The following is a 25,650-nucleotide window of genomic DNA, read 5'->3' as shown; positions in this document are numbered from 1 at the left end:
ACGATGCGGGGCGACGCAGAAGGCTGGCGAGCGACGGCATCAGCCCGCCCTCCACCGCCTGCGCCGGCCGCTTGCGACCGCGAACCGCCGCCTGCCGCCGCGCTCTCATCGCGCGGCAGATCCAGACGGCAGGCCGGCTCGCCCTCGATCGCCGCGATCCGCGCGCGCAGATCGGCAAGGTCCCGATTCCTAACGGCGGCGCACTCCGCGCCGTTCGCAACGCTCCGGTCCGAGGTCCATGCCGATGCTTCCAATTGTGGCAAAGAGGATCGTAAAGACATGCCGAACTCCTTCAGCACCTGGATTTCAGGGGCCGTTTCACTCTCTCGATACGATCTTGTTCTCTATTTGTTCCAATAGATTCCAGACCGGATCGGGAGAGTCAATGGCGGATGGCGGCATGTGCCATATGACTCAATTCCTTCGCCTGTGCGAGGACGGGGCCTGGGCCGGCTCCTGTCGTCCGATGGCCCGATGCTCCCGAGGCCCTTCGGCAAAGCGGCGGCAAGGCGGATCCTTCAGACTGCCGGATCCCCGGACGCTCGCTCGCCGCGCGGGCTTTGATGCGGCGCCCGCTCGGTTGGACCGACACCCTGTCACGCCGCCGCCTGTTCCCGGCCCTTTGCCGCGCCCTCGCGCAGCTGGCGGGCGATCTCGGCCCAGGCCTTCGTCTCGCCGAGACGCTCGGCCGCGGCGCCGACGCCGACGCCGAGGCTGCTCAGGGCGTCCAGCGTGATCGCCTGCTCGTGCGCCCGCGCCTCCTTGACGAGGCAGTAGATGACGACCTGGAACTGCAGCTTGCCGATGTCATTTGTGCCGACCATCACCTCGGTCTCCGGTCCGGCGATCTCGACGCCGGACTTGCGGGCGGCGAACTGGTGGAAGCGGGCGGCAAGCTCCCGGTCCGGGGCGAGCGTCGCCGCGGCCGCCGTCCGGATCGCCTCCACCGCCTTGCGCGGCGGCACCGGCGCCTCCAGGGTCAGGGTGAAGCGATGCGGCGCATAATGGCGCGGCTGCGCCTCGACCCGCACCGCGCCGGTCAGGAGGACCGAATTCGGCAGCATGATCGTGCGGCCGGTGCCGGCATGGCCGACATTAAGCGGCGGCAGTTCCATGATCGTGGTCGAGAACAGGCCGTGGTCGATCACCTCGCCGTGGATGCCGCCGAACTCGATCCGGTCGCCGATCTTGAAGAGATGGCCGCTGAGCCGCAGCACCGAGCCCGCCGCGCACATGATCAGCTCCTTGGTCGCAACGACCATGGCGACGAGTACTGCCGTCAGCGACAGGAGCATGTCGTGGATCTCGGCGAGCCAGATGCCGAGCAGCGCCACGGCGAGCGTCATGTTGCACAGGGTGCGCAATATGAAGCGGCGGTGGCGCTGCCGGGCGGGATCACCGAAGCGCGAAAGCAGCGCTTCGCCGACAAAGCGCAGCACGAAGACGGTGCAGAAGAGAACCAGCGTCCAGGTGATGTGATCGGCGATGCGCGAAGAGATGAAGAACGACAAGTCCGCCTCCCAAACGGCCGACGACCCAGCCAGGGATCGGCAGGGACCAAGGCATCGACACGGGTGAAGTGGCCCAGCTATCGGCCAAGACCGTTAATCGAAGCTTTACCGATTGTGACGATTTGGAGGAGTTTTCGGGGACGCGCCGCGGCTCAGGACGGCTCGCGATCACGCATGGCCGCGGCGATCTCGCGATCCGCCTCGCGGGTGGAGGCGGCGAGCCCGTCGATCGTGCCGCGCCGGTCGGCCTCGGGTTTGTGCTGGATCAGCTTCCAGCTGCCCTCCAGCGTCTCCACCGTGAACCTGACGCCGACGATCGCCCGCGACAAATTGCGGATGAAGCCGTCGGGCGCGTCCGAAATCGCCCAGGGTTCCGGCCGTTCGGCTTCGGTGAACTGGGTCAGATCCGCGAGATGGGCGAGCAGCCAGTCCTCGTCGGTGATCGCCTCCAGCGTGCCGCGCGCCTCGACGATGACGTAGTTCCAGGTGGGCACGACCTTTCCGTGCTCGCGCTTGGAGGCGTAGAATGAGGGGGAGACATAGGCATGCGGCCCCTGGAAGGTCGCGAGCGAAGCGCGGGGAGCGTCCAGTACCGTCCAATGCGGGTTCGGCCGGGCCATATGGGCCTCGAGGGTCAGGCTGTCGCCCGCCTCGCGCACCAGAACCGGAACATGCGTCGCGTGGTAGGCCGCACCGTCGAAGGTGACGAGGCCGGCGAGACGGATCGTCCGCATCGCCTCGACGAGCACCGCGCGGCGCGTCTCGCGAAACTGCGTCGGAATGTACATGGCGGCGGGCCCTCCTCGCGGCGACGGCATCCCGTCATAGTCGCCCTCGGGCGCGGCGTCGATCTCGACAACGTCCCGGCCCCGGTCTGGCGATGGTTCGACCGCCCGCAGCGTGTTGCCAAGCCGGCGTCCAGATCCTATTCCACCGAAGCTCGCCCCTTTCCCAACCCATGACGGACAGGCATTTCGATGGCATCGCGCAAGCTCCTCCTTCTTCCCGGCGACGGGATCGGCCCCGAGACCATGGCGGAGGTCGAAAAGCTGATCGCGCTGATGAACGACACGGTCGATGCCGGGTTCGAGACCGAGACCGCGCTGGTCGGCGGCGCCGCCTACGATGCGGAGGGCGCGCCGGTCTCCGACGCCACCATGGCGCTCGCGACCGCCTGCGACGCGGTCCTGTTCGGCGCCGTGGGCGGGCCGAAATGGGACGGCGTTCCCTATGAGAAACGCCCCGAAGCCGGCCTCCTGCGCCTGCGCAAGGATCTCGGCCTGTTCGCCAATCTGAGGCCGGCGATCTGCTATCCGGCGCTCGCCGACGCCTCCTCCCTGAAGCGCGCGGTGATCGAGGGCCTCGACATCCTGATCGTGCGCGAACTCACCGGCGGCGTCTATTTCGGCGAGCCGAAGGAGATCATCGACCTCGGGAACGGCCAGAAGCGGGCGATCGACACGCAGGTCTACGAGACCTACGAGATCGAACGCATCGCAAGGGCCGCCTTCGATCTGGCGAAAACCCGCCGGAACAAGGTCACATCGATGGAGAAGCGCAATGTGATGAAGTCCGGCCTCTACTGGAACGAGGTCGTCACCCGCATCCATCGCGACGAATATCCGGACGTGACGCTCGAGCACGAGCTGGCGGACGCCGGCGGCATGAAGCTCGTCAAGGCGCCTAAGCAGTTCGACGTCATCGTCACCGACAATCTCTTCGGCGACATGCTGTCCGACGTCGCTGCGCAGCTGACCGGCTCGCTGGGCATGCTGCCGTCGGCCTCGCTCGGCGCGGTGGACGATGCCACCGGCAAGCGCCGCGCACTCTACGAGCCGGTGCACGGATCGGCGCCGGACATTGCAGGCAAGGGTCTCGCCAATCCCCTGGCGATGATCGCCTCCTTCGCCATGGGCCTGCGCTATTCCTTCCAGATGATCGCCGAGGCCGACGCGCTGGAAGCCGCGATCGCCGAGACGCTGGAGGCTGGCATCCGCACCGGCGACATCATGGCCGAGGGCTGCGAACAGGTCGGCACCGCCGGCATGGGCGACGCCGTGGCGGCGCGGTTCCGGGCGAAGCTCGCAGCCTGACCGCCGCCTGAACCAGCCGGGCTCGGGCGCCGCTCCGGGACCCGCCACAATCCTGTCGGGCACCTGTCGGCATGACGGATTGACGGCTGGCGGGAAACGGCGGCGTCGCATAGGGCTCGACGGTGGCTTGCCGAACCCTGCCCGGCACGGGCGGAGACGGTGGCCGGTCGAAGCGCTCGTCGATGCCCCGACGGACGCCCCGGCGCTTTCCGCGTGTTCATCAAGAGCTGGATTTGGCTTCCCCCGATTTCGCAGACACCGCCGCATTCCGCGGTTCCCTCGGACGGGCGCTCGCGCGTCGGCGGTCCGGTCTCGCCGAAGGCGCGTTGACGATCGGACTGCCGATCCTCGTCCTTGCCCTCTTCGTCTTCGCCTCGGCCGCGTTCCGACCGGTCCTCGCCCCGGACGAGACGCGCTATCTCACCGTCGCCTGGGAGATGCTGGTCCGCGGAGACTTCGTTCTCCCGACCGTCAACTTCGCCCCCTACCACCACAAGCCGCCGCTCTTGTTCTGGCTGATCGATATCGGCTGGGCCCTGTTCGGCGTCTCCCGGATCCCGGCCCTCGTCACGGTGATCGCGATCTCGGCTTCGGTCATGCTCCTCACCCGCCGGCTCGCGCGGGAAATCTTTCCCGACGAGGCCCGGATCGCGCGGATCGCATGCTGGCTGACCCTTGGCAACGCGGTCTTCGCCATCTATTGCGGCCTGATTCTCTTCGATCTCCTGCTGACCGCCACCGTCACGGCCGCGATGATCGCGCTCCTGATCCATTTGAGGGCGCCGGCCCGACGATGGCCGCTTCTTGCCGGCCTCGCGATCGGCCTCGGTGTCCTCGCCAAGGGGCCGGTGGTGCTGATCTTCGTCCTCTGGCCGGTCGCGACCTATCCGCTCTGGCGGGCGGAGCACCATGTCCCGAGCCCCCGCGCCTTGTGGAAGGCGACCGGCATCGCGCTTCTCGCCGCGCTCCTGCCGGTCGCGGCCTGGGTCGTGCCGGTTCTCGTGGAAACGCATGGCGAGTTCGCGCGCCAGCTGATCTGGGACCAGACCGCCGGGCGGATTTCCGGCCATCTGTCCAACAGCCATCGCCGGCCGGTCTGGTTCTATCTGCCGCTCCTGCTGGTCTTCGCCCTGCCCTGGCTCTTCTCGCCCTATGTGTGGGCACCGCACCGCGCCTCGCTGCGACGGCCCGTTGCGGCCGTTCGCGAGGCTTGGCGGCAGCGGCCGGCGATCCGCTTCCTTCTCCTGTGGGTCCTGCCCGTCGTCCTCACCTTCAGCCTGATCGCGGGCAAGCAGCCGCACTATCTCGTGCCGCTGCTGCCGGCGGTCGTCATCCTCGGCGCCTATCTGACGAGGACGCTGAGGCTCCGGCTGATTGCGCTCGGTGCCACTCTCACCCTCGGCGTACTGCTCGCCGGACAGGCCGCGACCTCGTCCGGCATCCTGGGCAGCTTCGACCTCGCCCCCCTTGCCGACGACGTCGCGCGGGCCGACGGCCCGGTCGCCTTCGTCGGCGACTATCAGGGCGAGTTCGGATTCCTCGCCCGTCTGGCCCGGCCGATCGCGGTGGTCGATCTCGACGAGGCGGCGGACTGGCTCGCCGCGCATCCGGAGGGAATGCTCGTCACCAACGAGCTGGACGAGGAGCAATCACTTCCCGGCCACACGATCTTGCGGGCGCCCTTCGGGATCGACCACTTCAAGGCGGCGAGCCTCGGGCCTGACATGCCCTGAAGCGGGATCAGAACTCGATCCCGCGCTGCGCCTTCACGCCCGCACGGAACGGGTGCTTGATCATGGTCATCTCGGTGACAAGGTCGGCAAGCTCGATCAGCTCGTCCTTGGCGTTGCGGCCGGTGACGACGACGTGCTTGGTCTCCGGCTTCGTCTTCAGGAACTCAACCACTTCGGCGATGTCGAGATAGTCGTATCTCAAGACGATGTTCATCTCGTCGAGCAGCACCATGTCGTGCTCGTCGTCCATGATCATCGCCTTCGCCCGCTCCCAGGCGCCCCGGGCCGCTTCGATGTCGCGCTGGCGGTCCTGCGTCTCCCAGGTGAAGCCGTCGCCCATCGCGGTGATCGTCACCTCGCCCGGAAAGCGCTCGAGCGCATGCCGCTCGCCGGTTTCCCACTTGCCCTTCACGAACTGGACGATGCCGACCTTCATGCCGTTGCCGAGCGCGCGGAAGACGAGCCCGAAGGCGGCGGTCGACTTGCCCTTGCCCTTGCCGGTGTGGACGATCAGGAGGCCCTTCTCGATCGTCTTGGTCGCGAGGATCTTGTCGCGCGCCGCCTTCTTCTTCTTCATTTTCTCGGCATGACGGGCATTCAGCTGCTCCTCGCTCATGCCGTCGGTGATCTTGGCGCGAGGGTCGAGTTCGTCTTCGCTCATGCGGCGGTCTCCGTTTCGGCTGGCAGGGCGGCGGCGGAAAGGATCTTCTGGAAGAAGATTCGCTCCTCGCCCTCGGGATAATCGGCCAGTCGGCCGAACGGCAGGTAGCCCACCGCCTCGTAGAAGCCCGGCGACTGGAAGGAATAGGTGTCGACCCAGACGCCGGTGCAGCCGGCCTCCGCCGCGATCGCCTCGGCCTGCTCGATCAGCGCCCGGCCGAGGCCCCTGCCTCGCCAGCGCTGGGGCACGGCGAGGATCTCGATATGCATCCAGCCCCAGTAGACCTGCCCGATCAGCCCGCCGTCGACACCGTTCTCGTCCTTCAGCGCCAGCGTGACGTATCGCGGCGTGAAAGCGAAGTCCTTGCGGGTGGAGTATTCGGCGAGCGGCGCGACGATGCGGGCACGAAGGTCCGTATCGGCAAGCTCCAAACGTTCGATGGTCGGTGTCATAGGAGCGTCATGGAGCGGGGCGTCCATGGCTTCAAGCCCCATGGCCGCGGGAGGGCCCGGCCCGAAGCTCCGCCATGGCGGAATTCGACCGCGGGATCCACAGTCTCCGCTCGATCGCCTCGGCGAAGCGGTCGCGAAGCTCGGCGAAGGCCGCGGGGTTGTTTTCCAGCATGAACGCCCGCACGGTCTCGTCGGTGACGAAGGCGTTATACGCCGCCTCGAAGTGATGGTCCTTCACCGCCCCCGTGGTCGCGGCGAAGGCGAACATGTAGTCGACGGTCGCGGCGATCTCGAAGGCGCCCTTGTAGCCATGGCGCATGACGCCGGCGATCCATTTGGGATTGACGACGCGGGCCCTGACGACCCGGCCGATCTCCTCTTCCAGCGTCCGCACGACCGGGCGCTCCGGGCGCGAATGGTCGTTGTGATAGACGACGGGTCGCTTGGCCGAGACATGCTCGACGGCCGCCGTCATGCCGCCCTCGAACTGGTAGTAGTCGTCGGAATCCAGAAGATCGTGCTCGCGGTTGTCCTGGTTCTGGACGACCGCCTCGATGCCGGACAGCCGCGTCTCGAACGTGTCGCGCTCGGCCTCGCCTTGCGTGTCCGCGCCATAGGCATAGGAGCCCCAGACGAGATAGGCTTCCGCCAGTTCGGCTCTGTCGTCCCAGCCCTTTTCGTCGATCAGCGCCTGCAGGCCGGCACCATAGGCGCCGGGCTTCGACCCGAACACGCGGAAGCCGGCGCGCTTTTCCGCCTCCGCGTCCGGCACGCCCGATTCGCTCAGCGCGGCGCGCTCGGCCCGCATGCGCGCGGCGATCGGATTGTCGGCTTCGTCCTCATCCAGCGCGCCGATCGCGCGAACCGCCCTGTCGAAGAGCGCGATCTGGTCCGGGAAGGCGTCGCGGAAGAAGCCGGAGATGCGCAGGGTGACGTCGACGCGCGGCCGGCCGAGTTCGGCGAGCGTGACGATCTCGTAGCCGGTCACGCGGCGCGAGGCGCGGTCCCAGACCGGCCTCGCCCCGATCAGCGCCAGTGCCTGCGCGATATCGTCGCCGCCCGTTCGCATGTTGGACGTGCCCCATGCGGTGAGACCCAGCGAGGTCGGCCATTCGCCCTGGTCCTGCAGATGCCTTGTGACGAGGAGTTCGGCCGATTTCTTGCCCAGCGCATAGGCGGTCTCGGTCGGCACGGCGCGGGTGTCGACCGAGAAGAAGTTGCGGCCGGTCGGCAGGACGTCGGGCCGGCCTCTGGTCGGCGCGCCGGAGGGGCCCGGCGGCACGAAGCGGCCGGCAAGACCTTGGAGGAGCCCGCCGATCTCGGCTTTTCCACAGGCTTCCAGAGCCGGCTTCAGCGAGGTTTCGATCTCGGAGAGGACAGTTGCTGTGGATCGCCAGTGGACATCCTGTGGAACTTCTCCCGCCACGATCTTGGCTGCCAGGAGTTCGAGGCGTTCGACCGTGTCGCCGGCCGTGCGCCACGGATCTGGGGAGAGGCTGTTGAGAAGCTGTGGACGAGGGCCGGTCCACGGTGCTGCCATGTCGCAGTCGAGGGGGTCGAAGGGGTCGCTATCGCTTCCGCCGGCGTCGCGCCCCTGCGCGACCCCCTCTGTCCTGCCGGACATCTCCCCCGCAAGGGGGGAGATCGGACCTTGTTCGACGGCATCGCCTTCGATTTTAGACGTAGCAGCGGGCGCAGGCACTTCAGAATAGGTGCCCTCATCCCCACCGCCTGATCTCCCCCCTTGCGGGGGAGATGGCTGGCAAGCCAGAGGGGGGCACCTCGCGCCATCGTCTTCAGCGAGCGAGGAAAGCCCCAGATCCGCCGCCAGCGCCCTGTGAAGCGAGGCCTCACCCGGCTCACCCCCGCGCGGCAGCCGTGCCAGCGCCACGACGAGGTCGTTCAGCAACCGCCCCTCCGGCGCGACGCCGAAGATGTGCAGCCCGTCGCGGATCTGCATTTCCTTGAGGTCGCAGAGATAGGCGTCGAGCTTGGTCAGCGCCGCTTCGTCGCCCTCCCCTTCGGCGATCCCCGCGTCGTGGTCGAGACCGATGTCGCGGACGAGGTCGAGGATCTTCGTCTTCAGGAGCGCCAGCCGTCGCGGATCGCCGCCCGCCGCCTCGTAATATTCGTCGACGAGGGCTTCGAGGTCCTTCAGCGGCCCGTAGCTCTCCGCCCGCGTCAGCGGCGGCGTCAGATGGTCGACGATCACCGCCGAGGTCCGGCGCTTGGCCTGCGTCCCCTCGCCGGGATCGTTGACGATGAAGGGATAGAGATGCGGCAGCGGGCCGAACACGGCCTCGGGAAAACACGCCTCCGACAGCGCCAGCGCCTTGCCCGGCAGCCATTCGAGATTGCCGTGCTTGCCCATGTGGACCACCGCGTCGGCGTCATAGACCTCGCGCAGGAAGGCGTAGAGCGCGAGATAGTTGTGCGGCGGCACGAGGTCCGGGGAGTGATAGGTCTCCTTCGGGTCGATGTTGTAGCCCCGCGCCGGCTGGATGCCGACCAGCGTCTCGCCCAGCCGAGCGAGCGGCAGGACGAAGGCGCCGCGATCCGCTAGGAAGAACGGGTCGGCCTCCGGCGCCCCCCATCGCTCCGTCACCGCATCGCGCACGGCCTGAGGCAGGCGCTCGAAGAACGCACGGTAGGCGGCAAGCGGCATGACCTCGCGGATCTCGCGCGCCTTGATCCCGGCATTGGTCGGCCCGGCCATCAGATGGTCGATCAGCGCGTTGCCGTCCGGGGGGATGCCGTCGACCGGATAGCCCTGCGCTTCCATCGTGCGGAGCACCTCGATCGTGCCCGCGGGGGTATCGAGGCCGACGCCGTTGCCGAGCCGCCCGTCGCGGTTCGGATAGTTGGCGAGGAGGATGGCGACGCGCTTGTCGGAATTCGCCTTTCGCCGCAGCCTTGCCCAGCGGGCGGCGAGATCTGCGACGAAGCGGGCGCGGTCCGGGATGGCGCGATGGGCGACGATGTCGGTCTCGGTCAGCGCATCCCATTCGCCGGCGGATTTGAATGCGACGGCGCGAGAGAGAATGCGCCCGTCGAGTTCCGGCAGTGCGACGCTCATGGCGAGGTCCCTCGCCGACAGGCCCTGGCTGGAATCCCGCCAGGCCTCTTGCGAGAAGCTCGCCAGCACAGCCTGGATGACCACGGCGCCCCGCTCTTCGAGCACGGTCGGCGTGCGCTCCGCGCCCGCTCCGGAGGCGGGCGAGGAGACCGCAAAGCCGGTGAGGTTGATCACGACATCCGGGTGTCGGCGAGCGAGCAGGCCGCGCAGGGTCTCGACCGAGACCGGATCCTTCAGGCTCGCGACGTAGACCGGCAGGACGTCGAGGCCGTGCTCGTTGAGTGCCTTCGCCAGCGCCTCCACCGGTTCGGTCTGCCCGCTCTGGACGAGGGCGCGATAGCAGACGATGGCGGCGAGGGGTTTGTTGCGGGCGTCTTGAGGCGACACGTCGGCGAACGCAGCGCCCTTCGCGCCCCCCTCTGTCCTGCCGGACATCTCCCCCGCAGGGGGGGAGATCGAACCTTGTTCGACCTCCCGACTCTTTTCGTCGGTGCCAGTGGCGTTACGGACACCGTCGTCGTCGGCCTCGGTCGACCCAATGTCTGATGCGGTCAGCAGAGGCGATTCCGGATTGGCGCCGTCATCCCCACTGCCTGATCTCCCCCCTTGCGGGGGAGATGGCTGGCAAGCCAGAGGGGAGCGCCTCGCGCTGCCATCTCCCGAAAAGTCGATCACCCCCGCCTTCAACAGCGGGCTCGCCTCCCCCGGCCAGTCGCCCTCGCCCAGGACGGCCCGGCACCCCAGCAGAAACCCTTCGGCGTTCCTCGGCCCGCCCTCGATCATGTAGCGCCACAGGCGGTCGCGCTCTGCCAGCGGAATGGTCGTATAAGCGTCCAGCCCGGCGTCCGGCTTGTCGTCGCCAGGAATGACGGCGAGCGTCCCGCCCGAGCCTTGCGCATTCGCCAGGAGAGCGTCCAGCCCATAGGGCCAATAGGCGGCACCGCCGAGAAGCCGCACGACGACGAGCCTGGCATGCCGGAGCGTGCGGGCGACATAGGCGTCGACCGACATCGGATGCTTCAGCCGCAGGAGGTTCGCAAGGCGCAGCGAGGGCGCGTCGTCGGTCAGCCGGTGCGCCGCCGCGGCGAGACTCGCGATCTCCGTGTCCGCAGCCGAGAGGACGACGAGATCGGCCGGCGACTGGCCGAGATCGATCGCCTCGCCGCCCTCGTCGATCGTGCCTTTCTGGGCGAGAAGAAGATGCAAGCCGCCGGCCCCTTATTCGGCTGCGGTCGCGGGCATGGCCGAGGTCGCACCGCCCGCTGCCAGAGCACGGATGCGTGCGCCGATCGCCTCGCAGGTGGCATCGTCCAGTCCATCGTGGAGACCGATCACCACGAGCCGCGTCTCGCGCGTTTCGTCCGGCCGCCATGGGCGGTCGAAATAGGTCTCGATCCGCTGCCCGACCGCCTGGACGACGAGCCGCATCGGCTTGCCCGGCACGTCGGCGAAGCCCTTCAGCCGGAGGATGTCATGCGCGCCGATCAGCTCCGACAGGCCCGCCGTGAAGGTCTTGACGTCGGCGAGAGCGCCGGCCGAGACGACGAAGCTCTCGAACTCGTCATGGTCGTGTTCGGCGCCGCCCTCATGCGCGATCTCGTGATGCGACTTGCGGGAGGCGATGAGGTCCTCGGTCCCGGCGGCGATGCCGAGCAGGACATCGGCCGGCAGCTTGCCGTTTTCCGATGCCACCGTCTTCACCTGCCGGTCAGTCGCCGCGGCGATCTCGCGCCGCACCTTTTCCAGCGCGTCGATGTCGACGAGATCGGCCTTGTTGAGGACGATCAGGTCGGCGGCGCGGATCTGGTCCTCGAAGAGTTCCTCCAGCGGATTGTCGTGGTCGAGGCTCTCGTCGGCCGCCCGCTGCGCCGCGACCTTCTCCTCGTCGTCGGCGAAGCGGCCGGCCGCGACGGCGGCGGCATCGATCACCGTGACGACGCCGTCGACCGTCACGCGGGTCTTCACGTCCGGCCAGTTGAAGGCGGCGACCAGCGGCTGCGGCAGAGCGAGGCCTGAGGTCTCGATGACGATATGGTCGGGCCGCCGCTCGCGCTCCAGGAGCTTGGTCATGGTCGGGATGAAGTCGTCGGCGACGGTACAGCAGATGCAGCCATTGTTCAGCTCGACGACGTCGTCTTCCGAACAGGTCTCGATGCCGCAGCCCTTCAGGATGTCGCCGTCGACGCCGAGATCGCCGAACTCGTTGATGATGAGAGCGATCTTGCGGCCGCCGGCATTCTGCAACAGGTTGCGGATCAGCGTGGTCTTGCCGGCACCGAGAAAGCCGGTGATGACGGTGGCAGGAATCTTTTCGGCGGGCATGAAAACCTCCATTTTTTGGCGTGGCGGGCGGATCCGGCGGCAGGGCCGCGGCTCAGCCCTTCATCTTCAAGGGAAGGCCGGCGGCGACGAAGAAGACGTCCGTCGCCACGCCGGCGATCTGTTGGTGCAGTCGGCCCGCATGATCGCGGAACTCGCGCGCCATCCGGTTGTCGGGCACGATGCCGAGGCCGACCTCGTTGGAGACGAGGATCACCGGCCCCGGCGCGGGAGCGGAGAGCGCGGCGCAAAGCGTATCGCATTCACCCGCCACATCCCGCTCCTCCAGCATGAGATTGGTCAGCCAGAGCGTCAGGCAATCGACCAGCACCACGTGGCCCGCGCGCCGTTCGCGGGCAAGCGTGCCGGCAAGATCGAGCGGCGCCTCGACCGTCTGCCAGGCAGGCCCACGGCGGCTGCGGTGATCGGCGATGCGTGCCGCCATCTCGCCGTCGAAGGCGCGGCCGGTCGCCACGTAGATTGGTCGAAGGCCGCTGTCCGTCGCGAGGCGCTCGGCGAACGCGCTCTTGCCGGACCTGGCGCCGCCGAGGACGAGGGTGACGGGGGGAAGCATTGGCAACGCTCTGACTGGATTTCGACGCCGTTCCGCGATTGCGGAACAGGGTCGCACCGTCGATCAGTGCGCGATGTGTCGATGAACGGTGTTGCGACGCCGCCTTCTTTCGAAGGGTGCCGCCCGCATGCGCCCACAGGACGCAGAAGATCTCGTTGCACTCATGTCAACCTCCGTGACGGCCGCCCGGGAAGCGAGCAGCCTGGTTTCGCAAAGGTCGGCAGGTCTCCTGGCTCGCGGGTCGTCGATCCTCGTCTCGCCTTCCCGGAGATCTCGCTCCAGTGGCTTTTCCGGCGACGCGGTCCTTAGAACCAGATACGCCGGCAACGAGGATCTCGCCGCTCTACAGTCGCGGGGTCGGCTGCGATCAAGGCCCCCGGCTTGGGTCAGCCCTTCGCATTCCCTCTTCGCCCCCGCCGCCTCGGCGGAAGGGGAACCGTCCTTCGGCCGGCTTCGCCGCTTTCGCGGCATCCGGCTTTGGCCGACACTAGCGATCGCGCCTGTGTTCGCAAGGCCAATCGTCCGGGCGGCGCCGCGCACGGGCCGAAAAGGAAACGGCCCGGCAGCGTCTCGCCACCGGGCCGTGCATTTCACATCTGCGCCATCGGGTCAGCGGGCCGCAGCCTCCTCGCAGGCCTGGACATGCTTCGCCAGGGCGTCGGTGGAGAGGATCGCGCTGATCGTCTTGATGTCGCGCTTCTGGAACTTCGGCAGTTTCTGCAGTTCCTGAAGCCGTTCCAAGAGCATCGCTCGGCTCATTTTGGGCTCTCCTTTCGGTTCCTCGCCGGCGCCGCGAGCGGCGATCCGGCTTTCATCGGCAGGCGGCTCAGGCCGCCCGCACGCTCGCGTTCACGGGGATCTCGATATCGACCTCGAGGGTCGAGACCTGCTCGCCGCGATCCATCTTGACGTTGACCTTGTCGCGGTCGATCTGAACATGCCGGGCGATCGCCGTGATGATCTCCTCGCGCAGGAGGCCGACGAGATCGGAGTGCCCGACCGTCGCCCGCTCGTGCGCGAGCAGGAGCTGCAGACGCTCGCGCGCCATCGGCGCCGAGTTCTGGCGGTTGAAGAGATTGAACAGGCTCATGCGGCCCTCCGACCGAAGAACTTGCCGAGGATGCTGCGGCGCTCGCCCGGGATCGTCATCGGGACCTGCTCGCCGGCGAGACGGCGCGCGGCGTCCTGATAGGCGACCGATGGGGCGCTCTGACCCTCGCAGAGCGTCACCGGCGTGCCGAGGTTGGAGGCGCGCAGGACGTCCATCGATTCCGGGATGATGCCGAGCAGCGGGATCGACAGGATCTCGAGGACGTCGTCGACCTTGAGCATGTCGCCGCGCTCGGCGCGGTGCGGATCATAGCGGGTGAGGAGAAGATGCTTCTCGATCCGCTCGCCCCGCTCGGCCTTGGCGGTCTTGGAATCAAGCAGGCCGATGATGCGGTCGGAGTCGCGAACTGAGGACACCTCCGGATTGGTGACGACCACGGCCATATCGGCGTGCCGCATGGCCAGCGTCGCGCCACGCTCGATGCCGGCGGGCGAATCGCAGATGATCCAGTCGAAGCTCTTCCTGAGCTCGTTCATCACCGCCTCGACGCCTTCGGCGGTAAGGTTGTCCTTGTCGCGGGTCTGCGAGGCGGGCAGGAGATACAGCGTCTCCAGGCGCTTGTCGCGGATCAGCGCCTGGCTGAGCTTGGCGTCGCCCTGGACGACGTTGATGAGATCGTAAACGACGCGGCGCTCGGCGCCCATGACCAGGTCGAGATTGCGCAGGCCGACGTCGAAGTCGATGACCACCGTCTTCTCGCCGCGCTTGGCCAGGGCGGCACCCAGGGCGGCCGTCGAGGTGGTCTTGCCGACGCCTCCCTTGCCAGAGGTCACCACGATCACTTTTGCCATGTCGTTCTCCTGCATGCTGCCGGGCATTCGCCTCAGACCAGCTTTTCAGCCTTGATAGTGTCGCCTTCGAGCCAGACCTGGACCGCCTGCCCCTTGAATTTCGGGTCAAGGTCGTCGGGCATCTTGTAGAGCCCGTCGATCGCCAGGAGCTCTGCCTCGAGCTTGGAACAGAAAATCCGCGCCTTGGCGTTGCCGACCGATCCGGCCAGCGCGCGTCCGCGCAGGGTGCCGTAGATGTGGATCGATCCGCCCGCGACGATCTCGGCGCCGGAGGCCACCGAACCCAGAACCGTCACGTCGCCTTCCGGAAAGATGACCGACTGGCCGGAACGCACCGGTGCCTCGATGATGATCGAGGCCGTGCCGCGGGCGGCCTGCTGCGGTTCGGCCGGAGCCGCGCTCGCGGCCGGCTTCTTCGCGGCATTGGCGCTGCCGCTCTCGGCCGTCTGCTGCGGCGTCTCCTCTGCCGGCGGCTCGAAATCGGCTGCCGGGCGTCCACCCTTCATCGCCGGCGGCATGCCGAAGCCGAGGATCGACGGGCGCGCGCCTTCGATGCCCATGATCCTGACGCTGCGCTCGCCGAGTTCGCCCAGCAGATCCTTCAGCTGGGTCTGGGTGATGTCGAGACCCTCGACATCGAGCACGATCGGTCGGCCCAGAAAGAAGCCCGTGGAGCGGGCGGCCAGGTCGTCTAGACGCGCCAGCCAGTTGTCGAAGGGCAGTTCCGGGGACAGGACGATCGCGAGGAACGACCGGCCTTTCAAGCGAATGGGGCGGGTGTCGGTGAGCGCTTTGGTCATGGCCTGTGGGTGCAGTTGACGGGTCTGACGAAGATCTTGTTAAGCGATGGTTAACGTTCGGAGCCTGCGCAAGGCTGACGCCGGACACCGCCGATGACGCTCTCATGACGAAGATATGGCAGCCGAAGTCGGCCCGTCGGAACGGACTGCCGGGCCGAGTGGTCGCCGCCCGATCTACGATCCGAAGCGCGCGCCCTGGTGTTCGCCGAGCGCGGGCGCCGGCCGGTCGGCTTCAAGCGGCTCGCCCGACAGGACGATCGGCGTTCTGACGCCGGACACGCCGTCGCGTTCGATCCGCATGCCGCGATGGACGATCTGCGGATCCGCAAAGACCTCGGCGACATCGTTGATCGGACCGGCCGGAACGCCGACCGCTTCCAGGCGTGCGAGAAGGTCGTCGCGCACAAAGCGCGCGGTCGCAGCTTCGATAAGCGGCACCAGGATGGCGCGCGCGGCAACCCGGCCCTCATTGGTCGCAAAGCGCGTGTCGCCGGCGAGCCCCGGCAGGCCCAGCACCTCGATCAGGCGCGCGTACTGCCGGTCGTTGCCGCAGGCAACGATCAGGTGACCGTCCGCCGCCGGGAAGACCTGATAAGGCACGATGTTGGGATGGGCGTTGCCGAGCCGTGCCGGCGCGACACCGGTGGCGAAATAGTTGAGCGCCTGGTTGGCGAGGACGCCCGCCATGCAGTCGTAGAGCGCCATGTCGACATGGCGGCCGCGGCCGGTGCGCTCGCGCTCCGTCAGCGCCGCCTGGATCGCGATCGTGCCGTAGAGCCCGGTGAAGATGTCGGCGAAGGCGACGCCGATCTTCTGCGGCTCGCCAGCGGGGTCGCCGGTCAGGCTCATGATCCCGCCCATTCCCTGGATCATGAAGTCGTAGCCGGCGCGGCCGGCATAGGGGCCGTCCTGGCCGAAACCGGTGACCGAGCAGTAGACGAGGCGCGGGTTGATGGCGGCAAGGCTCGCATAGTCGAGGCCGAACTTCTTCAGGCCGCCGACCTTGAAGTTCTCGATCAGGACGTCCGCCTCGCGGGCGAGCGCCAGCACCGTCTGCCGGCCTTCTTCCGTCGCAAAATCGGCGACGACCGAGCGCTTGCCCCTGTTGCAGGCGTGGAAATACGCGGCGGTGCGCGTCCCGGCGCGCTCGACGAAGGGCGGGCCCCAGCCCCTCGTATCGTCGCCCTCGGGGCTTTCCACCTTGATGACGTCGGCGCCGAGATCGGCGAGCGTCTGGCCGATCCAGGGGCCGGCGAGGATTCGGGCGAGTTCGAGGACCTTCAGGCCGGCATGGGGAGCGATCGTCATCACCGTTCGGTGGCGCGGAGCGGGCGACGTGTCAAGTTCCGCCGATTTTGATCGACACTGCACCAGTCGATGCGAGCACCAAGAAAGTGACAGCGAGCGTAATGAGCCAAGCGACAACGTTCCAGACGATAGACTGCCACCATGCAGTGGCGGACCGGATCCGTTGACTCAGACGCTCCTCGACACTGTAGATAGCATCGACCCGCGTTTCTTCCTGTATCTGCGGGCGAGATCGGTCAAGCACAGCTCCTGCATAGCTCTCAAGCCGAAGGAGTGCGCTATCTCGGTATTGCTGGATCAGCCGCGGAGTTAACGTCAGGTGGTGGCGAGACAATGCCTGTTCGTCGAGATCGCCTTTCAGCGCAAGCTCCCGCTTGTCTCTCTTATAATACGCGTAAGCAAGGTGACCCACCACATCGTCGTCGATATTGTCGACTTCGATTAGCTGCTCAAAAGCAGTCGAGTGGTTGCCGTCAGGCACTTCAGCGCTTCTTTTCCGGCGAGGAACTGACTAGAGCTTCCCGCATGACCTCCCGTGAAATACGGGTTCGCACGCGCCCGTCGGGCCCTAAAACTTCTCGTTCAACAAACTGCCCGGTTTTCCCATCTCGCCTTGAGACGCTGCCCGAGTGATTTCGCTTGTCGACCGTGACGAACTTGTCGGCCGCCGAACTTCGGGGGTTCCAAGACTCTCCAATCTTCGTCATCAGCCGATCCACTTCGTGTAGCTGCTGGATATCCAACTTATCCAGCCAGCTTGGCTCGTTCAAGAATCCAATTTCTCCGCCCTCAGTCCACGAAGGCGCGCTCGACCACATAGGTGCCCGGCTTGTTGTTGGCGCCTTCCTCGAAGCCTCGCGCCTGGAGCAGCCCCTCGATCTCGCGCAGCATCGCCATCGAGCCGCAGATCATCGCCCGGTCGGTCTCAGGATCGAGCGGCGCGATGCCGAGATCCTCGAACAGCTTCCCGTTATCGATGAGCGTCGTCACGCGGTGGCCGCGGGTCTCGCCTTCTCTGGTGGCGCTGGCGTGGAACAACAGCTTGTCGCCGACGAATTCGCTCATCAGCTCGTCCGACTTCGTGTTGTCGACGAGTTGCCGGCCATATTCCAGCTCGGCCTGCAGCCGACAGGTCTGGGTGAGCACGACCTGGTCGAACTTCTCATAGGTCTCCGGATCGCGGATGACCGAGGCGAAGGGCGCGATGCCGGTGCCAGTCGAGAACAGGAACAGCCGCTTGCCCGGCTTCAGCGCGTCGAGGACTAGCGTTCCCGTCGGCTTCTTGCGCATCAAGACGGTGTCGCCCGGCTTGATCTTCTGGAGATACTCGGTGAGCGGGCCGCCCGGCACCTTGATCGAGAAGAACTCCAGCTCCTCGTCCCAGGACGGGCTGGCAATCGAATAGGCGCGGTAGACCGGCTTTTCGGCATTGGGCAGGCCGATCATCACGAATTCCCCGGAGCGGAAGCGAAAGCTCTGCGGCCGGGTCATGCGGAAGGCGAACAGCCGATCCGTATAGTGGTTCACCGACGTCACCGTCTCGGCGAAGACACCGGCCGGGATGGGGAACGCGGTCCCCGCCTTCTCATCCGTTTCCGCTGCGACAGAGCTCATCAGGCCTTCCTTTCCAAATACGTCTCGTTCCCGAAGGACGCCGGCACCGGAGCGTCGCGGCGCCTTCGCACGCCCCTCCGCGGTGGAATACCGGTCCCGTGGATCCGTGCGACACCGACATTGGCCACGAGTCTTTTCGACCGTGAGACGGGTAATGTCGGAGCGGACCGATGGCCGTCCTATGGGGAGATGCGAGCGTCTGCGGTCACCCGCAGGCGCGTCGCCTATATGATGGTTCGGCCGGAAGATAGAACCCCTCGACCGGCTCTGCAGCGTTGGCAATTCCAAATCCTCGGCGCGGCGCGACATATTTTCCTGCCCTCCACGCGATCGGCAGGGGAGGCGCATCGCCGGTTCCGCCCCGGCAATCCGGCACGCCCGCGATCTGCCGTGCATCCTCACTGGATCTCGCCGTGGCTGGCGACAGCAGACCGCGCTTTTGGAAATCATCCGTCGGAAAATCCTCCGACCAATCAAGTTCAGCCGCGATCAAGCAAAGATAGATTCCAAATGTTATTCACAACTAAATCCAAGGCGGCGCGGAAAATATGCAAACCTTACCAATTTTATAGCAAGATTCCGTAGAGGACAATTTTTTCTTCACACCTCGCACCTAGCATGACTTTCGCCGGGCCAGAACTCTGTTTCGGTGATGTCGTACTGCCAGCTGACGCGTGGCGGCTGCGGCAGTCCATGATCCGAAACGGGGCGCGGCGCAAAAGAGCCGAGGAAACGCCTGAACGCCGGCGCTTGTCGCAAATTCCAAGCAGCTGGGCCCAAAGGGAAGGAAGATGATGAAGTCGCACCTGATCGCCGCCGTGGCCGCCGCAGTCATCGCGTCGGCAGTCGCATTGCCGGCCACCGCCGCGGAAGACCATGTCCCCGCCGTCACGGAATTCGTCTCCGGCAACCTCAAGGCCGCGCTGCAGGATCCCGTCGTCGTCGCGGCGATCAAGGCCCAGAACGAGAAGACGAGCGGTCTCTCCCAGGCCGAGATCGACTCGCTCGACAAGGAATGGCGCGCCGAGATCGGTTCGGGTGGCGGCAAGCTGGTCGACGAAAAGCTCAATTCCGACCTGTCGGCCTATTTGAAAAAGGTCAAGGCGGACCAGCAGGGCGCCATCACCGAGCTTTTCGTCATGGACGCCAAGGGCCTCAATGTCGGCCAGAGCGACCCGACCTCGGACTATTGGCAGGGCGACGAAGCCAAGTGGCAGAAGTCGTTCGGCGCCGGGCCGGATGCCGTCTTCGTCGACGAGGTCGAGCAGGACGAATCCACTCAGGAACTGCAGTCGCAGGCGAGCTTCACGATCAACGACCCCGAGACCGGCAAGCCGATCGGTGCCGTGACCGCGGGCGTCAATCTCGAAGCCCTCGGCCTCTAAGCGTAATCCCTGGAGAGAACCGGCCATGGCTCAGTCAAAGAACTCCTCCGGCCGCTTTGGTTCCATCGGGATCAAGGCGGCACTCGTCACGGCCGTGCCGGTTCTCCTGGGTATGGCCGTGCTCGTGGCAATCCAGTTGCAGACATTCAGCGCCAACATGGATCGCCAGCTCCAGCAGAGCACCGCTACGATCGTCGACCTCATGTCCGATCAGATGGCCGGTGGAGTCAAATGGGGCAAGGCCGACATCGTGGAGAAGGTCTACGCACAGTTCGCAGTGACGCCCGGCAACACGCTCTCCGACGTCCTGGTCCTCGACAAGAAGGGGGAGGTGCTCACGCAATTCACCGATCCGGCACTTGCCAATGCCGCCGACCTGAAGCCGGCCGTCGCGGCCGCGGCTTCAACCCTTGCCAAGGGGTCGATCTATACGGGCGAGGTCGGCAACCATCTGATCATCGTCGCGCCGATCGGGCCGGCGGACGCACCGATCGGAAGCCTCGCCACGGCGTGGGATCGGTCGACCCAGAGCGCGCTGGTCCGGCAGAAGATGCTGATCGGCGTGCTGATCGGCCTTGCCGTCGCGGCCGCCGTGGTCGGCATCGTCTCGCTCTTCCTGAGGCGCAGCATCACCGGGCCGATCCAGGCGATCACCTCCGTGATGACCGCCCTTGCCGACGGCGACAAGGCGGTTGCCGTTCCCCATGCCGGGCGCAGCGACGAGATCGGGCGCATGGCCAATGCCGTCCTGGCCTTCAAGGAAGCGGCGATCGCCAAGGATAGCGCCGAGGCGGAAGTGGAGGAGCAGCGCAAGCTCTCCGATACCGAGCGCCAACGCAATGGTGAGCGCCAGCAGGCGAGCGCGCGCGAACAGGAAATGGTGGTCGACGCGATTGGTGCCGGACTGTCGAAGCTTGCTGGCGGCGATCTCGGCTACCGGATCGAAGCCGAGTTTCCGGCCGGCTACGACAAGCTGAAGGTCGACTTCAACGCGGCGATGAGCGAACTCGCCAGCACGATGACCACGATCAGCGGCACGACCGGTTCGATCCGCGGCGGGACCGCGGAGATCAACCAGGCCGCGGACGACCTCGCCCGCCGCACCGAGCAACAGGCTGCGAGCCTGGAAGAGACGGTCGCGGCTCTCAACGAGATCACCGCCACCGTCCGCAGGACCGCCGAAGGTGCCGGCCATGCCCGCGACGCCGTTGCGAAAGCCAAGGCCAAGGCCGAGGAATCCGGCGCGGTCGTCGGCAGCGCGGTCGAGGCCATGAGCGGGATCGAGGCCTCCTCGCGCCAGATCTCGCAGATCATCGGGGTGATCGACGAGATCGCCTTCCAGACCAACCTCCTCGCCCTCAACGCCGGCGTGGAAGCCGCCCGCGCCGGCGAGGCCGGCAAGGGCTTCGCCGTGGTCGCCCAGGAGGTGCGCGGGCTCGCCCAGCGCTCGGCCGAGGCGGCCAAGCAGATCAAGGAGCTGATCTCCGCCTCGACGAGCCAAGTCGATCAGGGCGTCGACCTCGTCGCCAAGGCCGGGGAATCGCTGCGCCAGATCGCCGAGCAGGTCAGCGAGATCAATGCCATCGTCGAGGAGATCTCGTCCTCGGCCCAGGAGCAGGCGACCGGTCTCGGCGAGGTCAACATCGCCGCCTCGCAGATGGACCAGGTCACCCAGCAGAACGCCGCCATGGTCGAGGAAACCACCGCCGCCTCGACGCGCCTGGCCGAGGAGGCGAGCGAACTCGGCAGGCTCGTCGACCGCTTCAAGCTCGGCAATGGCGACGGCGGACGTCGGAAAGACGTTTCGGCTCCCCCTGCCGCTTCGAGGCGGGCGCCCCGGCGCCAGCCGGCTGTCGTCGGCAACACGGCGCTGAAGCAGCAGCCTTCGGATCAGAGCTGGGAAGAGTTCTGATCCCGGTCGGCTGATCCCGCCCGGCCACACTCTTCACCGATCGACGGGCGAGGCCCCAGGCCTCGACCGTCTTTTCGCGAGCGATGCCGCCTGACTCCCGATGCCCCGATCATGCCTCGGCCGGCACCTCCAGCCGGTCCAGCGGGCACGGCACATCCTTCTTCGTGCATTTGCGCCGATAGACATGCGCCCAGCGGCCGAGCCGGCCGCTCTCGTCCAGCCGCCCGATCAGCTCCCGAAAAAACGCCTTTTTCTCCGGCTTCGTCTCCAGCCGCTTGAAGCTCTTCTTGTCGGCCTTGGTCATCGAACAGCCGACGCAGCGGCCGCCCTTTCCATATTTGCAGATGTCGATGCAGGGCGACGGGGCATCGGCCCAACGCTTGGCCATGCGCTTTCCTCCATGAACTCCTCACAATTCAGCGGCGGGAGTTTCCTTCCGGTTCGAGCTCTGCTAGATAATGGTGACAATCGGTGTCAAGTTTAGAACTCTTCCAGATTGCTCTTTTGCAGAGACCTGATGCTCAACGCCGCCACATCCCTCGCCGTCACGCCCTCCGCTCATAGCGTCCTGCCTTTTCCTGCGGGGCGGTGTCCGACTGCCGCCGCGACAGTACCGACCCTGGTCGAGGCGGAACGCGACGAATTAAACCGGCTGCGCTGGCTGGCGCTGAAAAGCCGGCTCGCTCCGCGGCCGGACGTCGAACGCGCCTGTCTCCTTCTCGCCAGCGAGGCGAACGTCTCCCTCGAACGGTTCGGGATCGCTTTTTTTCGCGCCCTCTCCGACACGGCGTCGCGGGGCATGAGCTTCTACCGGCCCGGCGCCCGCGACCTCTCGGACGACGAGATCTGGCTCATGCGGCTCGTCGCGGCCTGGCGAGCCGGCGAAGAACGTGCCGCCGGGGCGCTGATCGCCTGGCGGGTCGAGCCGAAAGCGCGGCGCTGGCTGCGGTTTCTGTCGGCCTCGCTCGCGCGCACGCTTCAGGAGTCCCCATTTGCATCACGGGTGGTTGATCGCGCGGACGGATTGGATTAGTTAGAACCATTCTAAAGAGGCCCCGCAGCAGGAAAGGACACCGCATGGGACTGGTAGCCGCCAAGATCGAACCGACCGCCAAGGAAGAGATCGTCAATGGGCTGACCCAGGCGCTCGCCGAGACCACGGTCACCACGATGAAGGCGCAGAACTTCCACTGGAACGTGACCGGCATGTCCTTCGGGCCGCTGCACGAGCTGTTCCAGGAGATTTATGAGGATCACTTCGAGGGCCAGGACTTCCTCGCCGAGCGCATCAAGGCGTTCGACGTCCATGTCGACGGCCGCCTCGCTGCCTTCCTCGAGCGTAGCGCCGTTGCCGAACATGACGGCAAGACCAATGCCCGCACCATGATCGAGGTGATGCTGGGCGATCAGGAAACCCTGTCCTCGACGCTGTCGGCGCTCGCCGAAGTCGCCGACCAGCATGGCGACTTCGCCACCAACGACATGGCGACGGCCCGCGTCGAGAAGCACGACAAGTTCGCCTGGATGCTGCGCGCCCATCTGAAGGACACGGCGGCCTGAGGCAAAGCCGGCCACCGATTGATTCGCCTTCTGCAGGGCCGCCCCACCGGGCGGCCCTGTTTCGTTGCGCCGACCCCGCGCCAGCCGGGATGGCCAGGAGCCGCTTGTCGCCCGTCCGGCGGCACGCGGGCTCCGCCCGCCCCCCCGCACAACCCGTCCGGCGCGTCGTCATCCGGCCCCTGATCCGCCTCTTACACCTCCCGCCGCAGCCGCCTCCCTGACGCCGCCGGATGCTGCCGGGGCCCGCCCGCAAGGCGCACGACGGGAGGGCCAGCTTCCCATGCGTCGAACCGCCCGCCTTCCGAAACGGCATCGACAAGCAGTAGCGCTTGCTGTTTTATCGGCGGCCGAAGCGATGCCTTCGAGCGACGAGATGTGAGAGTGATGATCCCGCGCCCTTTCCGCAACGTCCGGCCTTGCCTCTACGCGATGCTGGCCGTTTTGTTCGCCATGGCCGAGATCACCGCGATTCCGGCGGCGCGGGCCGAGCAGTTCGAGCGCTGGGAGCTGGAGGTGCTGATCAACCTCCAGGGACTGCAGATCAACCGGCAATGCGTGCCCAATGGCGGACCGCAACACATCCACATCCTCGGCGTCTCCGCCGACGACACGCTGCTCGACGACCAGACGCGCACCGCGATCCTGAGCGACCTCAGTGAACTGATCGCGACGCGCACCAATTCGCGCACCACCAAAGCCGACAATTTCCAGTCGATCGCCTCGAGCTTCAGCGGCATCAGGGAATCCGATTCGCGCGAGATCGGCGCGCTCATCGACTCGGCCTCGAACGCCGACATCACCGTGCTCGTGCGGCCCTTCCGCGACAATGGCAACAACGTCGACGCGGAGATCCGGCTCTGGGCGCGCGGCGCGGGGGACAAGGGCGCCGGCCTCAACTGCGTCCAGTCCTTCACAGTGCAGATCCCGACCCGGAAAGAGGATCCGGCCTGCATCGCGGCCTTCGCCAAGGCCAGGCAGGACAACGACGTCAATCGCCTGCAGGCCTTTCGCGACTTCTTTCCGCAATGCCCGCAGGCCGCCGAAGCCGACCAGCTGGTCACCGTCCTCAAGGCGCAGCAGGCGGAACGGGCCGACCGGGAACGCTGCGAACGCAACTTCGCCAGGGCCAGGGCCGAAGGCACGGTGAGCGCCTACTCCACCTATCTCGACGAGAATATCGACTGCCCCGGCCGCGACGTGGTGATGGCGCTGCGCGACCAGGCCGCCTCGAAGGAACGATGCGAGACAGCGTATCGCGACACGCGGCGCCTCGACACGACCGATGCCTACGAAAAATTCCTCCTGGAAAACCGCGCCTGTCCGCAGGCCGACACGGCCTCGGCCTTTCTCTCGATGAAACGGCAGGCGGCGGAAATCGAGGAGGCGAAGGCCGAGACACCCGCTCAGATCCCGGTGCAGCCGCAGTTCCAGGCGCCGTCGCAACCTCCGGCGAGCCTGCAGCAAGCGCCGGGCTATGACTATCAGCAACCGGCCCAGCCGCGACTCCAGTCTCCGGGCTATTCGGACCCCGGGCAGTACAACACCGCGACGTTCCGGGGCTATCCGATCCCGCCGGACCTTGCCCGCACCACATGCGGCCAGCTCTGGTACAAGCGCAATCTGATCTACCACCTCGCCGGCTACTGCTTCCAGACCGCCAAGGGCCAGCGCTATTTCGGCGGCAGCTGCAGCGGCGGCACGCCCTCGGGCGCCGACAAGCAGGAAATCGACCGCATCCTGCAGATGGAGCGCCAGAACGGCTGCCGATGACGGTCGCCCGCAGCCGACGTCATTCGCCCCTGCCCGCGAGGAAGACCGCCATGTGGAAGTCCAATGACGAAAGCCGGGGCGCCGGCCGCGGGCGGCAATCGGCGCGAAGCGGGCCCCGGAAGGCTGCCGTGCTGCGGCTTGTGGCGGCATTCGCGGCCCTCGCCGCTTTCGGCGTCACGCTCCCGTCCGGCACAGCGAAGGCGGCGGCCGTGCCGCTCTTCGATCGGCTGCAGGCGCTCGCTTCCGCATTTCCGGATCGGGTCAAGGCGATCGAGATCGATGCGATCGTGATGAGCGACGGGACGCGTATTCCGATCGACGACGGCAAGACCAAGGATCACGAGGGCAAGCTCGAAAATGCCGACATCGAGGACATGCTGTCGCAGATCTATCCGGTCGGCTCCTGCGATACCGGCGCCAAGCCCGCCCGCAACGAGGACCCCGGCCGGATCCGCAACGACGCCTTCTTCAAATCCGCCTATGGGAGTTCGGAGAAGGCGGTCCGCACCCATCTTGCGAAAGTGGACTGGTTCGGCAAGCCCCTCGCCTTCACCACGGTCGCCGGCGCCGACAAGGCGCTCGCCGCCGTCGCCAGGGATCTCTCCGGCGCCGGACCCGAGCTGATGAAGCATCTCGTTCCCTCGGCCGGCACGCTCAACTGGCGCGTCGTCGCCGGAACCAGGCGGCTGAGCGCCCACAGCTTCGGCGCGGCGATCGACCTCAATGCCAAGCTCGCCGACTATTGGCGGTGGAGCGGCGGCAAGCCGGGCAATGTGCCGAGCTACAAGAACCGCATGCCGAAGGAGATCGTCGACGTCTTCGAGAGCCATGGCTTCATCTGGGGCGGCAAGTGGTATCACTACGACACGATGCATTTCGAATATCGGCCGGAGTTGATCGCCATCGGCCGGCTCGCCGCAGACCGAGGCTGCCCGGCCGAGTGACGGCAGGCTGCATCGGGCGGTAAACCGATCGGATCG

23 protein-coding genes and 1 riboswitch are annotated in these 25,650 nt (G+C 66.7%); of the genes, 8 read left to right on the top strand and 15 right to left on the bottom strand.

Going from position 1 to position 25,650, the window contains the following annotated elements; translation table 11 throughout:
- Positions 1 to 596: 596 nt before the first annotated feature.
- Together LH400_RS09740 and LH400_RS09735 are read right to left on the bottom strand one after the other, a co-directional pair.
- Positions 597 to 1,511, bottom strand: coding sequence for a mechanosensitive ion channel family protein (locus LH400_RS09740; RefSeq protein ID WP_229152486.1), 915 nt, complete (start codon positions 1,509 to 1,511; stop codon positions 597 to 599).
- A 152-nt stretch (positions 1,512 to 1,663) separates the two neighbouring features.
- Positions 1,664 to 2,299 carry an FMN-binding negative transcriptional regulator gene (locus LH400_RS09735; RefSeq protein WP_229152485.1) on the bottom strand — a complete coding sequence of 212 codons (636 nt, stop codon included), beginning with the start codon at positions 2,297 to 2,299 and terminating at the stop codon, positions 1,664 to 1,666.
- Between the two features lie 189 nt (positions 2,300 to 2,488).
- On the opposite strand from LH400_RS09735, the gene leuB reads away from it, so the two are divergent.
- Both leuB and LH400_RS09725 read left to right on the top strand, forming a co-directional pair.
- Complete coding sequence (gene leuB / locus LH400_RS09730) at positions 2,489 to 3,604, top strand: 3-isopropylmalate dehydrogenase (RefSeq protein ID WP_229152484.1); 1,116 nt, start codon at positions 2,489 to 2,491, stop codon at positions 3,602 to 3,604.
- A gap of 326 nt (positions 3,605 to 3,930) precedes the next feature.
- Positions 3,931 to 5,337, top strand: a complete 1,407-nt coding sequence (locus tag LH400_RS09725) for an ArnT family glycosyltransferase (RefSeq protein ID WP_229152483.1) — start codon at positions 3,931 to 3,933, stop codon at positions 5,335 to 5,337.
- A 7-nt stretch (positions 5,338 to 5,344) separates the two neighbouring features.
- Here the strand turns inward: LH400_RS09725 and cobO are convergent, their stop codons facing one another.
- The 12 genes from cobO to LH400_RS09665 form a co-directional block, all read right to left on the bottom strand.
- Entirely contained in the window at positions 5,345 to 5,953 is a 609-nt protein-coding gene (gene cobO, locus LH400_RS09720) for a cob(I)yrinic acid a,c-diamide adenosyltransferase (RefSeq protein ID WP_229152676.1), read from the bottom strand.
- A gap of 41 nt (positions 5,954 to 5,994) precedes the next feature.
- Positions 5,995 to 6,450 carry a GNAT family N-acetyltransferase gene (locus LH400_RS09715; RefSeq protein WP_229152482.1) on the bottom strand — a complete coding sequence of 152 codons (456 nt, stop codon included), beginning with the start codon at positions 6,448 to 6,450 and terminating at the stop codon, positions 5,995 to 5,997.
- Between the two features lie 31 nt (positions 6,451 to 6,481).
- Entirely contained in the window at positions 6,482 to 10,732 is a 4,251-nt protein-coding gene (gene cobN, locus LH400_RS09710; RefSeq protein ID WP_229152481.1) for a cobaltochelatase subunit CobN, read from the bottom strand.
- Positions 10,733 to 10,744: 12 nt separating this feature from the next.
- Positions 10,745 to 11,848, bottom strand: coding sequence for a cobalamin biosynthesis protein CobW (cobW, locus tag LH400_RS09705; RefSeq protein ID WP_229152480.1), 1,104 nt, complete (start codon positions 11,846 to 11,848; stop codon positions 10,745 to 10,747).
- Positions 11,849 to 11,900: 52 nt separating this feature from the next.
- A complete protein-coding gene (cobU, locus tag LH400_RS09700) occupies positions 11,901 to 12,419 on the bottom strand; it encodes a bifunctional adenosylcobinamide kinase/adenosylcobinamide-phosphate guanylyltransferase (RefSeq protein ID WP_229152479.1) in 519 nt (172 codons plus the stop codon).
- A gap of 202 nt (positions 12,420 to 12,621) precedes the next feature.
- A riboswitch (cobalamin riboswitch) is annotated at positions 12,622 to 12,875 on the bottom strand.
- 153 nt (positions 12,876 to 13,028) lie between these two features.
- Complete coding sequence (locus LH400_RS09695) at positions 13,029 to 13,178, bottom strand: hypothetical protein (protein WP_229152478.1); 150 nt, start codon at positions 13,176 to 13,178, stop codon at positions 13,029 to 13,031.
- 67 nt (positions 13,179 to 13,245) lie between these two features.
- Positions 13,246 to 13,509 (bottom strand): cell division topological specificity factor MinE, encoded by a 264-nt coding sequence (gene minE, locus LH400_RS09690; protein WP_229152477.1) that lies wholly within the window; start codon positions 13,507 to 13,509, stop codon positions 13,246 to 13,248.
- Positions 13,506 to 14,321 (bottom strand): septum site-determining protein MinD, encoded by an 816-nt coding sequence (gene minD, locus LH400_RS09685; protein ID WP_229152476.1) that lies wholly within the window; start codon positions 14,319 to 14,321, stop codon positions 13,506 to 13,508. Before minD ends, minE begins: the two co-directional genes overlap by 4 nt.
- Before the next feature lie 32 nt (positions 14,322 to 14,353).
- Positions 14,354 to 15,121, bottom strand: a complete 768-nt coding sequence (minC, locus tag LH400_RS09680; RefSeq protein ID WP_229152475.1) for a septum site-determining protein MinC — start codon at positions 15,119 to 15,121, stop codon at positions 14,354 to 14,356.
- Positions 15,122 to 15,295: 174 nt separating this feature from the next.
- Positions 15,296 to 16,429, bottom strand: coding sequence for a CaiB/BaiF CoA transferase family protein (locus LH400_RS09675; protein ID WP_229152474.1), 1,134 nt, complete (start codon positions 16,427 to 16,429; stop codon positions 15,296 to 15,298).
- A 31-nt stretch (positions 16,430 to 16,460) separates the two neighbouring features.
- Positions 16,461 to 16,910 (bottom strand): hypothetical protein, encoded by a 450-nt coding sequence (locus LH400_RS09670; protein ID WP_229152473.1) that lies wholly within the window; start codon positions 16,908 to 16,910, stop codon positions 16,461 to 16,463.
- Between the two features lie 308 nt (positions 16,911 to 17,218).
- Positions 17,219 to 18,043 (bottom strand): ferredoxin--NADP reductase, encoded by an 825-nt coding sequence (locus LH400_RS09665; protein WP_229152472.1) that lies wholly within the window; start codon positions 18,041 to 18,043, stop codon positions 17,219 to 17,221.
- A gap of 794 nt (positions 18,044 to 18,837) precedes the next feature.
- On the opposite strand from LH400_RS09665, the gene LH400_RS09660 reads away from it, so the two are divergent.
- Both LH400_RS09660 and LH400_RS09655 read left to right on the top strand, forming a co-directional pair.
- On the top strand, positions 18,838 to 19,428 hold the full coding sequence (locus LH400_RS09660) for a hypothetical protein (protein ID WP_370638372.1): 591 nt from the start codon (positions 18,838 to 18,840) through the stop codon (positions 19,426 to 19,428).
- Positions 19,429 to 19,453: 25 nt separating this feature from the next.
- Positions 19,454 to 21,340, top strand: coding sequence for a methyl-accepting chemotaxis protein (locus tag LH400_RS09655; protein WP_229152470.1), 1,887 nt, complete (start codon positions 19,454 to 19,456; stop codon positions 21,338 to 21,340).
- 109 nt (positions 21,341 to 21,449) lie between these two features.
- On the opposite strand, the gene LH400_RS09650 is transcribed toward LH400_RS09655, so the two are convergent.
- Entirely contained in the window at positions 21,450 to 21,728 is a 279-nt protein-coding gene (locus LH400_RS09650) for a DUF1289 domain-containing protein (RefSeq protein WP_229152469.1), read from the bottom strand.
- Between the two features lie 129 nt (positions 21,729 to 21,857).
- On the opposite strand from LH400_RS09650, the gene LH400_RS09645 reads away from it, so the two are divergent.
- The 4 genes from LH400_RS09645 to LH400_RS09630 all read left to right on the top strand — a co-directional run bounded on the left by LH400_RS09645 (position 21,858) and on the right by LH400_RS09630 (position 25,614).
- Entirely contained in the window at positions 21,858 to 22,373 is a 516-nt protein-coding gene (locus tag LH400_RS09645) for a hypothetical protein (RefSeq protein WP_229152468.1), read from the top strand.
- A 44-nt stretch (positions 22,374 to 22,417) separates the two neighbouring features.
- A complete protein-coding gene (locus LH400_RS09640; protein WP_229152467.1) occupies positions 22,418 to 22,900 on the top strand; it encodes a Dps family protein in 483 nt (160 codons plus the stop codon).
- A gap of 384 nt (positions 22,901 to 23,284) precedes the next feature.
- Positions 23,285 to 24,670, top strand: coding sequence for a YARHG domain-containing protein (locus LH400_RS09635; RefSeq protein ID WP_229152466.1), 1,386 nt, complete (start codon positions 23,285 to 23,287; stop codon positions 24,668 to 24,670).
- Between the two features lie 128 nt (positions 24,671 to 24,798).
- Complete coding sequence (locus tag LH400_RS09630) at positions 24,799 to 25,614, top strand: M15 family metallopeptidase (protein ID WP_229152465.1); 816 nt, start codon at positions 24,799 to 24,801, stop codon at positions 25,612 to 25,614.
- Positions 25,615 to 25,650: the final 36 nt, after the last annotated feature.

It is taken from the genome of Jiella soli (assembly GCF_020615385.1).
In the GTDB taxonomy this organism is placed as follows: Bacteria; Pseudomonadota; Alphaproteobacteria; order Rhizobiales; family Rhizobiaceae; genus VKMB-3413.
This window is presented reverse-complemented; position numbering and strand designations above follow the sequence as displayed.